The sequence below is a fragment of the Leptospira meyeri genome (genome assembly GCF_004368965.1).
In the GTDB taxonomy this organism is placed as follows: domain Bacteria; phylum Spirochaetota; class Leptospiria; order Leptospirales; family Leptospiraceae; genus Leptospira_A; species Leptospira_A meyeri.
In genome coordinates this window covers 997,347-1,011,066 of record NZ_SORO01000001.1, presented here as the reverse complement: position 1 = coordinate 1,011,066, position 13,720 = coordinate 997,347, and the positions used below count along the sequence as shown (strand labels likewise).

Here is a 13,720-nt window from a genome sequence, read left to right as displayed (position 1 = left end):
GGAAGGATAATTATGTCAAATCAACCCCTACCAGGATCTGAGCTTTTCGATGGAGTCAGTGGACAAGAGCTCTTCTCGGTCAACATGGGACTCACCTATCGGGACTTTTTAGTTTTACCCGGATACATCGACTTTAACCCTAGCGATGTAGAACTCGAAACCAAACTTTCCAAAAACATTTCACTCAAAAGACCTCTGATGAGTTCTCCTATGGACACTGTGACTGAGTCAGAAATGGCAATTGCACAAGCGCTTATGGGTGGAATCGGAATTATACATTATAATAATAGTATCGATGAACAAGTGGATTTAGTTCGCAAAGTAAAACGATACGAAAATGGATTTATCAAAGATCCTATCCTTCTTTCTCCTGAACATACACTTTCCGATTTGGATGCAGTTAAAGAAAAGTATGGATTCAGTGGAATCCCCATCACTGAAGATGGAACCGCCAGCACCAAGTTAGTTGGTATTGTTACTAACCGAGATGTAGATTTCGAAAGAGATCGTGACATTAAACTTGGGAAGGTGATGACAACGGAGCTTATCACTGCTAACGTTGGAATTAGTTTGCAAGAAGCAAACAACATCCTTCGCACTAGCAAAAAAGGAAAACTTCCTATTGTTGATAAACAGGGAAAGTTAGTTGCTCTTATTTGTCGTAGTGACCTGAAAAAAAACAAAGAGTTCCCTCAGTCTTCCAAAGATGACCAAAAAAGACTACGAGTTGGAGCCGCACTTTCCACCTTACCAGAGTCACGTGATCGTATGGCGGCCCTTGCGGGAGTCGGTGTAGATGCCATCATCATAGATTCGGCACAAGGAAACTCTAGTTATCAAATGGAAATGATCCAATGGATCAAATCTAATTTCCCAAACATTGATGTGATTGGCGGAAACGTGGTAACAAAAGCGCAAGCGGCAAACCTAATTGCTGCTGGTGCCGATGGACTTCGGATTGGAATGGGACCCGGATCCATTTGTATCACACAAGATACCATGGCAGTGGGCCGTGCACAAGCGACTGCTGTATTCAAAACCGCTGAGTATGCACAAGCACATGGAATTCCGGTGATTGCAGATGGTGGAATTTCTAATATTGGAGACATTGCCAATGCCCTTGCAATTGGAGCTTCCATGTGTATGATGGGATCCATGTTTGCGGGAACAAAAGAAGCTCCAGGTGAGTATTTTTATGAAAATGGAATTCGTCTAAAGAAGTATCGGGGAATGGCTAGTTTGGAGGCGATGAGTAAAGGTGGGGATAAACGGTATTTCTCTGAATCACAAAAGATCAAAGTGGCCCAAGGTGTTTCTGGATATGTTGTGGACAAAGGATCTGTATTGAATCTCATTCCTTATCTCGTTCAAGGACTCAGACAAAGTTTTCAAGATATGGGATTTAGAAATATTCCCGACTTACACAAAGCATTGCGAGAAGGAAAACTTCGGTTTGAAAGAAGAACAGAATCTGCTCAAGCACAAGGTAGTGTTCATGGTTTGTATTCTTACACAAAACCATCCATGAGGGCGGAATAACAATTATTAATGAGATACCTTTCGATCTTCATAATCTTTTTTAGTTTCGTTTCGCTTGGCGCGCAAGGGGTACCTGATTCGAGTTTGTCGGCTCAGGAGCTTTTGGCAAGACTTGACAGAGAAATGGATTTCGGAAAAGGCCTTGTCAAAGGGACTTACGTTCTCATTCGCAGAAACGGAACTTCGGAAACTTGGAAGATCAATCGGTTTTTTAATGGTGAGGATGCTCTCCTTCTCTTTGATCGAAAGGGAAGGGGACTTGAATCCAAACTTTTGACGAAAGACGAGGGAGAAAATGTTTTTTTCTTCAATGTTTTAAGTGCCAAACTCTTTCGAAAAACAGATGATGAAAAATATGAGTCTCTGATGGGCACTGGTTTTTTTTACGTTGATCTTTCAGGATACTCTTATCAGGCCAATTATAACCCTTTAGTGAATACGGATTTGGAAATCGGTGGAGAAGTTTATTACCGAGTTTCTCTAAAACCTATCTTACCATATTTTTATAAAAAGTTAGTGTTACTGATAGGGAAAAAAGATCTCAAACCTTACCGTGTCGACTTTCACGATCGGGATGGAATTTTATTCAAAACATTGAACTTGAAGTATGGTCCCGTGAAGGTGAAGGAAGTTTCGGGAAAGGTAGAAGAAATTCAAAAAGCATCTCGCCTCGAGATGTTAGATTTGAACACAGGTAGCATTACGGTTTGGGAAATCCAAGAAGTGGATAAATCAGTGAACCCTGATGCTTCTTTGTTTGCAGTTGATAATTTAAGTCGTTAAATCTTTGTTAGATCCAGCTCTTATCCTTTTTCGAACTGGATTTATACCAAAACCATTCATAGTTTTATCGAAAGATGAGTTGGCCCACCTTCGTGCTTTGAGACTCAGTAAGGACGAGGCCGTTATCCAAATTCGAGATGGGATCGGTGGCTTGTATAACTATCAGTTTTCTCCCCTTTCCAAAGAATTGAAGTTTCTAAGCGAAACTCAGATTTCTCAAAAAATGGAACGCAAAACCATTGCGATTGCCCTTCCCAAAGGAAACCGCTTTGATTTCTTTTTACAGAAGGTAACAGAGATTGGCCTTGATGCAGTTGTATTTTTAGTGTTTCGTCATTCCATTCGCAAAGAGTTCAATTTGGAACGTGCCGAAAAAATTGTAAAAGAAGCCGCCGCTCAATCTAGGCAATCCGAATTACTTTCTCTTTCCATAGAACCTGCGAAAGAATGGATGGAGTCACATAAGGAAAGTTTGGTGGTGTTGCACCCACATAGGTCAGAAATTTTTACAGTGAAGCAACTCATTGGAAAAATTCCGGTGGTTGGGCCTGAAGGAGGATTTCATGTTGATGAAGAGAGTTGGATGGAAGAAAACCAAATTCCTAGACTCACCCTTCCCGGTGGGGTTCTCCGTACAGAAACTGCAGGCATTGTGGCCGCGAGTTTCCTTGTGTACGGAACTTAGATGAAGCGAAACTTTCTACTTATTGGTTAGCAAAAGAAGGGTTGTGGACAGATTGCAGTTGGTGGAACAAGCAGTAAAACAAGCAGAAGCTGCTGGGTAATTGTCTCCTGTGACATCAGGGTATTTACCTGCACAACCGGCATTACAAGCTTCTAAACTTCCGCCAGTGCATGTAACAAGGAAAGTCATCAAGTTCCTTTCCACCGTTTTGTCTTCTCTCTTTTGACAAGATGTAGAGAAGATCATGACAAAACACAATACAACCAAAACAAACAAACGATTCATATTCCTAAACTCCGTTCTCCCTGCATTTCGTCAATCGGTTCGTAAAAATCTTGACCCTTGTGACTTTTCCTATGCATTGGATGAGATCCTATATGTCAGACGGTCCTAAAAAGGTTTTAGAAAAAAAAGCGCACGGAGAGTTCGAATTCACCGCTTACGGGGAGTTTTTATCCTATTTCCACGCCCATATCGACATTTTCAAAAAACTACTCAAAGCTCGTAAAATGGACCCGGCCAAAGTAGAAGAAGTGGCTAAACAAATCAAATCCTATATGACAGGGAACATCAAAAAGACGGATCAGTTTTTTGAACACCTCCCTCAGTTTGCCACGATGTTAGGTGTTCCACAAAATGAGGTTTCCGCATACCTCAACACAAATTTTATCGAAGTTCTAAATAAAGTACAAGAAAAACTAAAAGCACAGGAATTGGACAAACTGACGAATGCGCCAGCTCCCAGTTTTTCATCTGTAGCGGAAGAAATTGTCGAACGACTCCAGGTCACTCATCCCAAAGATTTTGTTTTCGCTCAAAAAGGGATTCTGATGGTTCTTGAAAACCCTATTACTGGTGAGATCATTGAACCCAAAGGCCTGATGGCGGAGTCGGCCAAAGCAGCACTTTCGATGCCAGCAAGTGCCGAATCGGAGAAAGAACCTGTTTCTTTGACTGATGCATTAGCAATTGCGAATGCGCCTCCAACACCTGTTGCCAAAAAACAATCTCTCATTCCAGAAAAAGACAAATCCATTCTTTTGGAAATTGTGGAAACTTTTGGCGATACATTGACGGGAGAACTCTTAGAAGTAAGAATCGGTCCCGATCCCAAAGACAATCCAGTCCAAGAAACAAACCAATCCAACCAGCAATCCAATTCATCAGAAGAATACGAAATTGAAGATTTAGATTTTGAAGAATCTGACTCATCTTCCTCCTCTGCTTCTTCCAGTGCAGAGGAATCTCTTGATTTTTCACAAGACATTGATGTTGATTTTGAAGAACCAGAGCCAGTCATTCCGGTTGATCCCAATAAAGCAAAGTTAGATGCTTTTGGTGTGAAAGAATTTATGGATATAGTCCAAACCATAACTAATTTTCAAACGAAGTCGGACCAAGTGGGATATCAAAATTGGCTACGAGGTCTTTCTGAATTTGAAAAGGCAGTGGTTTCACTTCGCACTCAAGTTTTAAAGGAACAAAAAAATGAAGCTGTGGATTGGAACTCACTTTTCCAAATGATGAGTTCAAAATCCGATTTGAGCCGAGACGTTTTAAGTGGCATTGTTAAAAAAATCAAAAACTTCCAAGTCGTTAAACTAACATTGGACCGAATGATCCAGGAATTCAAAAAAGGAAGTCCTGAGTTTATGCAGATGGTGAAAATGGCTTGGCCTCATATCCAAAAGGCTTTTTTTGAAGTTCCTAATTATACACAAGTACAAACTCTATTAAAAGGAATTTTGTCCCGAGTGAACGATGAAGGTCATAAAAGAGATTTTTCCAAGATTTTTTCCATGGCACTGAGTTTCATCCAATCTAAATTTCAGGTTTAAACATGATAAGGGAGAAATACTCTCTTCTATTATCTGAATTGAATGTAAAATTAGGATTTTTAATTTTATTCCTATCACTTCAAGTTTTATCGTTAGGTGCCCAAACAACTCAAAATATCATTGTAGATCCATTGTTGCAAAAGCCTTGGATTCCTGATGCGGAAGAGGAGGAGAACCGGAGTTTTCATCGTTTTCTATCTGAATTCAAAAACAAACAAGGAACAGTCAAAAAAAAAGATTTACTAGGACGAAACTATTTAGTCACTCCCGCAGGAAAAATTCGCTTCCTCATTGATGACGAATATTATAAAGAATTTCCAGTAGCAGAGGAAGCCGATATTGCAGCTAAAGAATTGGAAGCTTTATATGAGGTTCGAAAGGAAAAAGAAGCCGTTTTTTTAGGAAAGGGAATTCATCTTTGTTATCGTTTGAAACAAGAAAAAGAACCGGGTTTTTTTCCTAGTTGGCTTGTTCGTTCCAATGAAATAACCAATCGTGCGGCCAATGAATGGTCGGATCAAACCATTCCTCTTGATTTAGTGAGTGATCCTTATGGATGTTATGTGGGAGAATCAAAAAAACTAGAAGATTTGGTATTAGAGTCGGAGTCATTTCGATACCGTATCCGTTTTCCATCTAAGCTACGTTATGAGGGCCTTTTTGGAGACCGATTAGGGATTTACGGAGAAAATAGAGATTCAATTTATCGAATGGTACGTTTTGTTCAGTTTCTTTCTAATTATTTACCTGAAGGCCAAACGGAATGGGAGGAGGCTTTCATTCTCCAAACATCTGGCAAAAAAAAGAAAAATCGCCCGAAAATTGTTCTCTCCATTGGTTCTAGTTTTGATAAAACAAGGCCTTTACGAGATACAAAAAACTATTTCCGTTTTTGGGACTCAATGCGTTCCCTCTCCCCGACTCAAATTAGAAAATTAGGATTTAAAAGAACAGAAAACCAATCCGAGTATTTGAGTGAATGGACCGAGGTGGATGAAATCGGAAATTCAGTTGCAATGGAAATGAAAGAGTATTATCTTTATAACGCACCTCGTGGTTATTTTCTTTCCTTGTCTTATCCCAAACGAGAAAAGGAAACAGCTGAACTCTATTGGCAAACCATACGAAGTACGTTTGTTGTAAAGGAGTGAGGAATGTTTGTTGGTTTTGTTGAAAATCAAAACAGAAAAAAACCGGAACCAAACGGCCAACCCGCACCATTGTTTTATATTTTTTGGACCGGACTTTGCTTTATTTTTGGTTTTGGTTTTTTGTTGCTTCCGTTAGGTGCTTTTTTTCCACTTTCTATTTCTGTTTGGGCATTGTTGGTTTTATTTTTGCCAATTTTATTTTTGGGAATTATTTTATCCAAACGCACTGGCCTAAAGATCCTACTGGCTGTTTTTTTATCCTTACTTGCTGGCGGGAATTCACTTTTGTTTTTGGGAGATTCTATTGGATATGGTTTAGGAATGACTGCCAAGGGAGATGTTCTTCCTGAAGAAGTTTTCGAAAATATTGGATATCGTTATTTATTTTTAAGAGATTTTTATTTGGATGATGTAGAAAAGGGCGAGTTTCGTTCCCCGTTACTTGTTCGGCGAAGATCGGGAGGTGCCGTTTACGGGCCGGTCATTCGATTCCATTACAAACGAATTCGATCTATTTCTGGTAAAGAAATCAAACCTCCATTATATGCTCTTTGTTATTCGAAAGAAGAAATTCAGTGTAACCTTTCCGGATTGTTTTCAGGAGGAGTTGTTCTAAAGGAACCCATATGGGATATGGCCGAGTTGCCATTGGCAAAAGAGTCTCTTTTTTTGGTTTGGCGAGGTCCGCTGGATGCAGAGATGTTTACCAAGGGAATTTATTCCTGTTTGTTCTTTTTGTTTTTAAACTTAGTTTGGGCAGTTATTGTTTATTTCCCTGGTTTGGGCGAAAAAGAATCTTAATCTTTTCTTAATCCCGGATTCTTTTCTCTTAAGTAGACGACTCTTTACGGTTTGATTCAATCGTGAGAGAATGAATCTATGAATGAGTTACTTTATTTCCCTTTTTTTGTTGGGTTACTGGTTCTTCTCTCTCCCTTTGTCGGATACTATATGGCGATCGTTTTAAATGCGAAACGATTGCCACTAGAGCCTTTGTTTCAAAGGTTCTTATTTTCTGGTGATCCACCTTCCCAAACACCAAAACAATATTTAAAAAGTATGTTAGCTTTCCATTTGTTTGGAGCAGGAATTTTATTTTTAATCCTTAGATACCAAAACTTACTCCCAAAGAACCCGTTAAAACTGGTGGGAATGAATTGGGATTTGGCATTGAATACAACCATTTCCTTTATTACCAATACCAATTGGCAGGCATATTCTGGTGAAAGTCAACTTAGCTATTTTTCTCAAATGGTGGGACTCACTCCGCAAAATTTTTTGAGTGCTGGAGTTGGAATTTCTGTATTAATGTTTGTTAGTCGATCAATTGTTTCCTCTAAGGAAACCAAGTTTGGAAATTTTTGGTTGGACTTGTTTCGTTCTACCTTTTATATCCTTCTTCCCATTTCCATTGTCGTTGCGATATTACTTGTGAGCCAAGGTGTTGTACAATCTTTTCTAGACCCTTTGCGAATTGTGGGCTTAGGTGGACAAAACCAAACCATTCCTTTCGGACCTGCTGCTTCTCAAATATCAATCAAACAAATTGGGACGAATGGAGGAGGATTTTTTGGTGTGAATAGCGCACATCCATTCGAAAACCCAACTCCTATTTCGAACTTCATTCAAATGTTTTCGATTCTCTTTTTGCCTGCTTCCTGTGTATTTTTATACGGAAAAATCACAAACTCATTTCGCCATGCTTGGGTTGTGTTCTTTGTGATGTTGGTTTTTTTTATTTTAGGTTTTGTTGGTATTTTTTATTCCGAATGGAACCATTCCGGTTTTTGGGAAGGCAAAGAAACTCGGTTTACTTTGACCGAATCTACTCTTTGGATGTCATCCACAACTGCCGCATCCAACGGATCGGTAAATTCCATGCATGATAGTTACTCGCCACTGGCAGGTGGGATTGCAATTTTTCAGATGATGTTAGGTGAAATCATCTTTGGCGGTGTGGGGACGGGAATGTATGGGATGGTTTTATTTCTAATTCTCACTGTATTTTTGTCAGGACTCATGACCGGCCGAACCCCTGAATATTTTGGTAAAAAGATCGGGAGTTACGAAATCAAATGGACCCTTTTTGGAATCTTGGCACCAACAGCTTGTATTTTGATTGGAACTATGGTCACTATCTTTTTGGAATCGGGTTATTCTGCAAAAGGCCCACATGCTTTATCTCAGATACTTTATGCATACAGTTCTGCTGCTGGAAACAACGGTTCTGCCTTTGCTGGGTTTGGTGCTGATAATTTGTGGGGAAATTTATCTCTCGGTTTATCCATGTTAATTGGTCGTTTTAGCGTGATCTATGCTGTCGTGTTGGTTTCAGGTAGTTTAGGTGGGAAGGTTACAACTTTATCGTCAGAAGGAAACTTTAGATTAGATACCGTCTTATTTGGTGTTTTGACATTTAGTGTCTTACTCATTGTTTGCGGACTTTCTTTTTTCCCAGTTTTAGCACTTGGTCCAATACTTGAGCATCTATTAGTTGGAAAAGGATTATTTTTTTAAGAGGCGATTATGGTGAATACTCAAAATTTAATATCGAAAGAACTTCTTCGCATTTCTTTTTGGACTGCTTTACAAAAGTTTTCTCCTAAAAATGCATTTTCGAATCCAGTGATGGCTACCGTTTGGGTGGGAACACTCATTCTTTTTTTACAAATAATTTATTACTTGGTATCAGGAACTTCATTTCAAAGTGAACTACCAATATTTTTTTGGTTAATCCTTACTTTATTTTTTGCAAACTTCGCAGAGAGTGTAGCTGAAGGGCGAGGTAAGGCTCGTGCTGATAGTTTACGTAAGACTAGATCCTCAACATTATCTAAAAAAGTGGATACGGTCGGGAGCAAAAACTATATAGAAGTTCCTTCCACTGATCTAAAAATCAATGACATTGTTCTTGTGAACGCTGGAGATTCCATTCCCGGTGACGGAGAAGTTGTTTTGGGAATTGCCAGTGTGGATGAGTCTGCGGTTACAGGAGAGTCGGCACCTGTCATTCGGGAAAGTGGTGGAGACCGGTCTGCTGTCACTGGTGGTACAAGAGTGATTTCTGACCATCTCTACATTCGAATCACTTCCAAACCAGGAGAAAGTTTCATCGATAAAATGATCGCGATGATTGAAGGGGCCACAAGACAAAAGACTCCTAATGAAATTGCTTTAGGAATTGTTCTCTTTGCTCTGACTATCCTTTTTTTTCTGGGTGTAGTCTCACTTGTTCCCATTGCAAGCTTTGTTGGAAATCAGATGGGTGAGAATTGGAATTTCTCTTTTTCCGTTTGGCTGGCACTCTTTGTTTGTTTGATTCCTACTACGATCGCCGCTCTTTTAAGTGCGATAGGAATTTCAGGGATGGAAAGACTGATTCGATGCAATGTGATTGCCAAAAGTGGAAAGGCCGTGGAGGCAGCAGGTGATATTCATGTTTTGTTACTAGACAAAACTGGAACCATCACTCTAGGAAACAGAGAAGCTCATCGGTTCTATCCATCTCATGGGGTTACGGAAGAGCAATTAGCCGATGCAGCCCAGCTTTCTTCACTTTCGGATGAAACACCAGAAGGAAGATCGATTGTCGTTCTCGCAAAACAAAAGTATGCGATAAGAGAAAGAAATTTAAAATCGTTAGATGTTCATTGGATTCCGTTTTCTGCATCGACTAGAATGAGCGGTGTTGAAATTTCTGAAAATGGAAAACAAATTCGTAATATAAGAAAGGGTGCATTTGATGCGATTAGAAAACATATTGAGTCTTTGGGAGGAACTATTCCAAAAACGATGCAAATGGTTTCAGATGATATCGCAAGAAAGGGGAGTACTCCGATATTAGTTTCAGAGGGAAATGAGCTTCTGGGTATCATAGAGTTGAAGGATATTGTTAAGGGTGGACTCAAAGAACGTTTTGCGACTCTGCGTAGGATGGGAATTCGCACAGTAATGATCACCGGTGACAACCCACTAACAGCGGCGGCAATTGCAGCTGAGGCAGGAGTAGATGATTTTATTGCCGAAGCAACACCAGAAGCAAAATTAAAAAGGATTCGGGAAGAACAAGCTAACGGATATTTGGTGGCAATGATCGGCGATGGAACCAATGACGCTCCGGCTCTGGCTCAGTCTGATGTGGGTGTGGCAATGAATACAGGGACCCAAACTGCGAGAGAAGCTGGGAATATGATTGATCTGGACAGTAACCCAAGTAAACTCATCGAGATTGTTGAAATTGGGAAACAACTCCTTATGACAAGGGGTGCTCTCACCACTTTTAGTATCGCTAACGATATTGCAAAATACTTCGCCATTTTACCGGCGTTATTTTTGCCATTGGCACCGTTAAACATTATGCAGCTTTCAAGTCCAGACAATGCCATTCTGTCTGCAGTGATATTCAATGCTCTTGTGATTCCTCTACTCATACCCCTTTCCTTACGTGGAGTAAAGTATATGCCTAAATCTCCCGATGCCGCCTTACTTCGAAATTTTCTTATCTATGGTGGAGGTGGGATGATCTTCCCTTTTTTTGGAATCAAACTCATTGACTTAGTTTTATCTGGAGGTTATTTATGAAATCGAAGGAAACATCCAATCAGTTGGAAATTACAATCCGGTTCTTTTTTTTGTCCTTAGTTATATTGGGTTTTTTGTATCCGTTAGCTGTTACAGGTATCGCTCAAAGTATTTTTCCTTCACAAGCGGGAGGGAGTTTGGTGAGAATGAACGATAAAATTGTCGGTTCTGAACTTTTTTCTCAGGCGCTTAATTCGCCCTTTTTATTTCGGTATCGCCCAAGTGCCGTAAGTTTTGGCACAATACCGAGTGGTGCTTCCAATTTGAGTCCATCCAGTTTGGATTTAAGAACAACGGTAGAGGAGAGGGAAAAAGATTTGGAAAATTTGGGAATTAGCAAAGAAGAATGTTCTGAACTCTTGTATGCTTCGGCTTCCGGTCTCGATCCGCATATTTCTACTCGTTGCGCTTATGAGCAATCAAAATGGATTAGCCGACAAACAAAAATGCCAATAGAAACTATCAATGAGTTGGTACATAAATATACGGAATATCCATTGTTTGGGTTTATCGGCCGAGAAAGAGTGAACGTAACGAAACTAAATCTTGAATGGAAACAAATGATCCATGAATGAAGGCAAACGTCCCGAAGATTTTCTATCTCTTGCCAAACAAGAAGAGCCAAAGAAAAAAGGCATCCTGAAAGTATATTTCGGGATGTCTCCTGGTGTAGGAAAAACCTATGCTATGTTAACGGAAGCCCATCATTTAAAAGAAGAAGGGGAAGATATACGGATTGGTATTGTCGAAAGTCATGGCAGATCAGACACAAAAGCTTTGATGGAAGGTCTAAATTGGATTCCTCTTAAAAAAATCGAGTATCGTGGCAAAGTTTGGGAGGAAATGGATTTAGAGAGTATTCTGAAAGAAAGACCTAGTTATGTACTTGTAGATGAATTAGCACATACAAATATTCCTGGTTCGATCAATAAAAAAAGATATCAGGATATTTTTACCTTACTCGATGCAGGAATCCATGTTTTGTCAACTGTAAATGTACAACATCTAGAAAGCCAAGTTGATTCGATCGAAAAAATCATCCAAAGTCCGGTAAAAGAAACCATTCCTGATAGTATTTTGGAAAGAGCCGATGAACTAGTGTTAATTGATATTATTCCTGATGAATTATTAAAAAGGTTGTCGGAGGGAAAGGTATACATTCCTGAAAAAGTAATTTCAGCAAAAGAAAACTTTTTTCGAAAAGAAAATTTAACATATCTTCGGGAATTATCTTTATCTTATACTGCGAAGTATGTTGAAAAGAGAATGCCCCAAGGAAGGGAACGAATTATGGTTGCCATTTCCGCAAGTCCTAATTCGAAAACCCTACTCCGAAATGCGAAAAGATTGGCTTTAGAAAGAAATTCTGAATTGTATGCATTCTTTTCTGAAAACGAAGAAAATAATAGTCCAGAATCGGCTCAGTCCATTCGTTCCCATATCCGTTTTGCCAAAGAGCTCGGGGCAGAAGTGGTACATTCTTTTGAGGCTGATCCTGTGATTGGAATTGTCTCCGCTGTGAATGAAAAACGAATCCACCGTTTAGTAATAGGAGGTTCAAAAAGAAATATATTTTTAGATTTGTTTTATCAAAACATTTCAACAAAAATTATTAAATCTCTTAGAGATGTTGAAATTATAATAGTGCCATTTCGGGAGGATCATGTATTTCATTTTGATTTTTATAAAAAATTAATTCCGTCTTCTAGCATTAGGCAATATCTTTCGGTATTCGCATTAACTACGTTTGTGACATTCTGTAATCAAGTTTTGAATTCCTATATTGGATATTGGACGATTTCGATTCTATATTTGTTTTATGTAGCTATTCTTGGAATGTTCTTTAGTAGAGGACCAGTGCTTCTTGCTGCCATCCTTTCAGCATCTTTTTGGAATTTTTTATTCATTCCTCCTCTTTACACATTTTATATTTCCAAATTAGAAGATGCATTGATGTTTGTGATTTTTATGTTAATAGCTCTCATTAACGGAGGTTTGACGGCAAAACTTAAAAAAAATGAGACAAAACTAAGATCTAGAGAGGAGAAGTTGTCCATTTTATATGAACTCACTCATGACTTATCAAAGACTTCCTCTGCTTCAGAAATTATTAAAATCGGAGATACCTTTTTTAAAAAGATATTCCCTTTTCCGGTAAAACTTCATTTTTATCAAAATGGAGAATTTGTTCCAGCCATAGAGGATCCTAAAGATTTAGCAGTGGCTACCTGGACGATTAAAAATGGAAAACCTGCTGGTAAATACACCGAAACTTTATCTTTATCTAATGTAACTTTTTATCCCTTGGTTTCGCCGGGGGGAATTTCTGGAGTGATTAACGTTGTATCTTTATCGGAGCCGAGTTTGGAACAGGAAATTCTTCTGAATACAGTCGCCAATCAAGTTGCCTTAGCACTTGATAGAGATACACTTTCTGAAGATTCCCGGAAAAATTTCCTATTAAAAGAATCAGAAAAATTATACAATTTGGTTTTTAATTCTCTCTCTCATGAATTAAAGACCCCGCTAACATCCATTCAAGGTTCTGCTTCAGCATTATTGGATCCAGAGATTGATTCTGATCCAACTGCGCGAAAAAATTTGGTTGAGGAGATCCAAGAGAGTTCCTTGGTTCTCAATTTGCTTCTAGGAAATCTTCTCGATATTAGTAGAATTGAATCAGGATATTTGACTTTAAAAAAAGAAAAAGTACACCCTTCAGAGATCATTTATGATTCGGTATCCTACTTAGGAAAAAATAAATTAAATCATCTGATAAAAATTCTTATTAATGATTTGGATGAGCCCATTGAACTTGACAGGGTTCTTTTTTCACACGCTATTTTTAACTTACTCTATAATGCTTGTTTGTATACGCCGAATGGTTCCACGATTTGGATTACCTTGGAAAAAAAGGATAACAGTCTTCAGTGGATTGTGGAAGATAATGGCAATGGTCTTCCGGTAGATTCCTCCAGTATTTTTCAAAAGTTTTACCGGGGTGAATCTTCCGGAAAAATTGGCACAGGTCTTGGGCTTGCTATTTCTAAATCCATCGTAGAGTTACATGGCGGAACCATAGAAGCTATGAACCGCAAGGAAGGAGGGGCTCGCTTTCTCATTGACTTGCCTTGCGGATGACG

At 39.1% G+C, this 13,720-nt stretch carries 11 protein-coding genes; 10 read left to right on the top strand and 1 reads right to left on the bottom strand.

Annotation, left to right across the window (positions count from 1 at the left end):
* Positions 1 to 12 precede the first annotated feature (12 nt).
* The 3 genes from guaB to CLV96_RS04755 are packed head-to-tail and all read left to right on the top strand — an operon-like array spanning position 13 to position 3,007.
* The gene (gene guaB, locus CLV96_RS04765) at positions 13 to 1,539 is read left to right on the top strand and encodes an IMP dehydrogenase (RefSeq protein WP_004788643.1); all 1,527 of its coding nucleotides are present in this window, start codon (positions 13 to 15) and stop codon (positions 1,537 to 1,539) included.
* Positions 1,540 to 1,548: 9 nt separating this feature from the next.
* A complete protein-coding gene (locus tag CLV96_RS04760) occupies positions 1,549 to 2,322 on the top strand; it encodes an outer membrane lipoprotein-sorting protein (RefSeq protein ID WP_004788959.1) in 774 nt (257 codons plus the stop codon).
* 4 nt (positions 2,323 to 2,326) lie between these two features.
* Complete coding sequence (locus CLV96_RS04755; RefSeq protein ID WP_004788446.1) at positions 2,327 to 3,007, top strand: 16S rRNA (uracil(1498)-N(3))-methyltransferase; 681 nt, start codon at positions 2,327 to 2,329, stop codon at positions 3,005 to 3,007.
* 15 nt (positions 3,008 to 3,022) lie between these two features.
* On the opposite strand, the gene CLV96_RS04750 is transcribed toward CLV96_RS04755, so the two are convergent.
* The gene (locus CLV96_RS04750; RefSeq protein ID WP_040917599.1) at positions 3,023 to 3,292 is read right to left on the bottom strand and encodes a hypothetical protein; all 270 of its coding nucleotides are present in this window, start codon (positions 3,290 to 3,292) and stop codon (positions 3,023 to 3,025) included.
* Between the two features lie 92 nt (positions 3,293 to 3,384).
* Between CLV96_RS04750 and CLV96_RS04745 the strand changes: the two genes are divergently transcribed.
* The 7 genes from CLV96_RS04745 (at position 3,385) to CLV96_RS04715 (ending at position 13,718) form a co-directional block, all read left to right on the top strand.
* Complete coding sequence (locus tag CLV96_RS04745; protein ID WP_004788351.1) at positions 3,385 to 4,845, top strand: hypothetical protein; 1,461 nt, start codon at positions 3,385 to 3,387, stop codon at positions 4,843 to 4,845.
* A gap of 2 nt (positions 4,846 to 4,847) precedes the next feature.
* Complete coding sequence (locus tag CLV96_RS04740) at positions 4,848 to 5,996, top strand: LIC10775 family protein (RefSeq protein ID WP_004788587.1); 1,149 nt, start codon at positions 4,848 to 4,850, stop codon at positions 5,994 to 5,996.
* Between the two features lie 3 nt (positions 5,997 to 5,999).
* Positions 6,000 to 6,797 carry a hypothetical protein gene (locus CLV96_RS04735; RefSeq protein WP_004788902.1) on the top strand — a complete coding sequence of 266 codons (798 nt, stop codon included), beginning with the start codon at positions 6,000 to 6,002 and terminating at the stop codon, positions 6,795 to 6,797.
* A gap of 78 nt (positions 6,798 to 6,875) precedes the next feature.
* Complete coding sequence (gene kdpA / locus CLV96_RS04730) at positions 6,876 to 8,513, top strand: potassium-transporting ATPase subunit KdpA (RefSeq protein ID WP_004789225.1); 1,638 nt, start codon at positions 6,876 to 6,878, stop codon at positions 8,511 to 8,513.
* Between the two features lie 12 nt (positions 8,514 to 8,525).
* A complete protein-coding gene (gene kdpB, locus CLV96_RS04725) occupies positions 8,526 to 10,577 on the top strand; it encodes a potassium-transporting ATPase subunit KdpB (protein ID WP_040917720.1) in 2,052 nt (683 codons plus the stop codon).
* A complete protein-coding gene (locus CLV96_RS04720) occupies positions 10,574 to 11,152 on the top strand; it encodes a potassium-transporting ATPase subunit C (protein ID WP_004788716.1) in 579 nt (192 codons plus the stop codon). Before kdpB ends, CLV96_RS04720 begins: the two co-directional genes overlap by 4 nt.
* Entirely contained in the window at positions 11,145 to 13,718 is a 2,574-nt protein-coding gene (locus tag CLV96_RS04715; RefSeq protein WP_004788605.1) for a sensor histidine kinase, read from the top strand. The genes CLV96_RS04720 and CLV96_RS04715 overlap by 8 nt, the downstream gene beginning before the upstream one ends.
* Positions 13,719 to 13,720 lie beyond the last annotated feature (2 nt).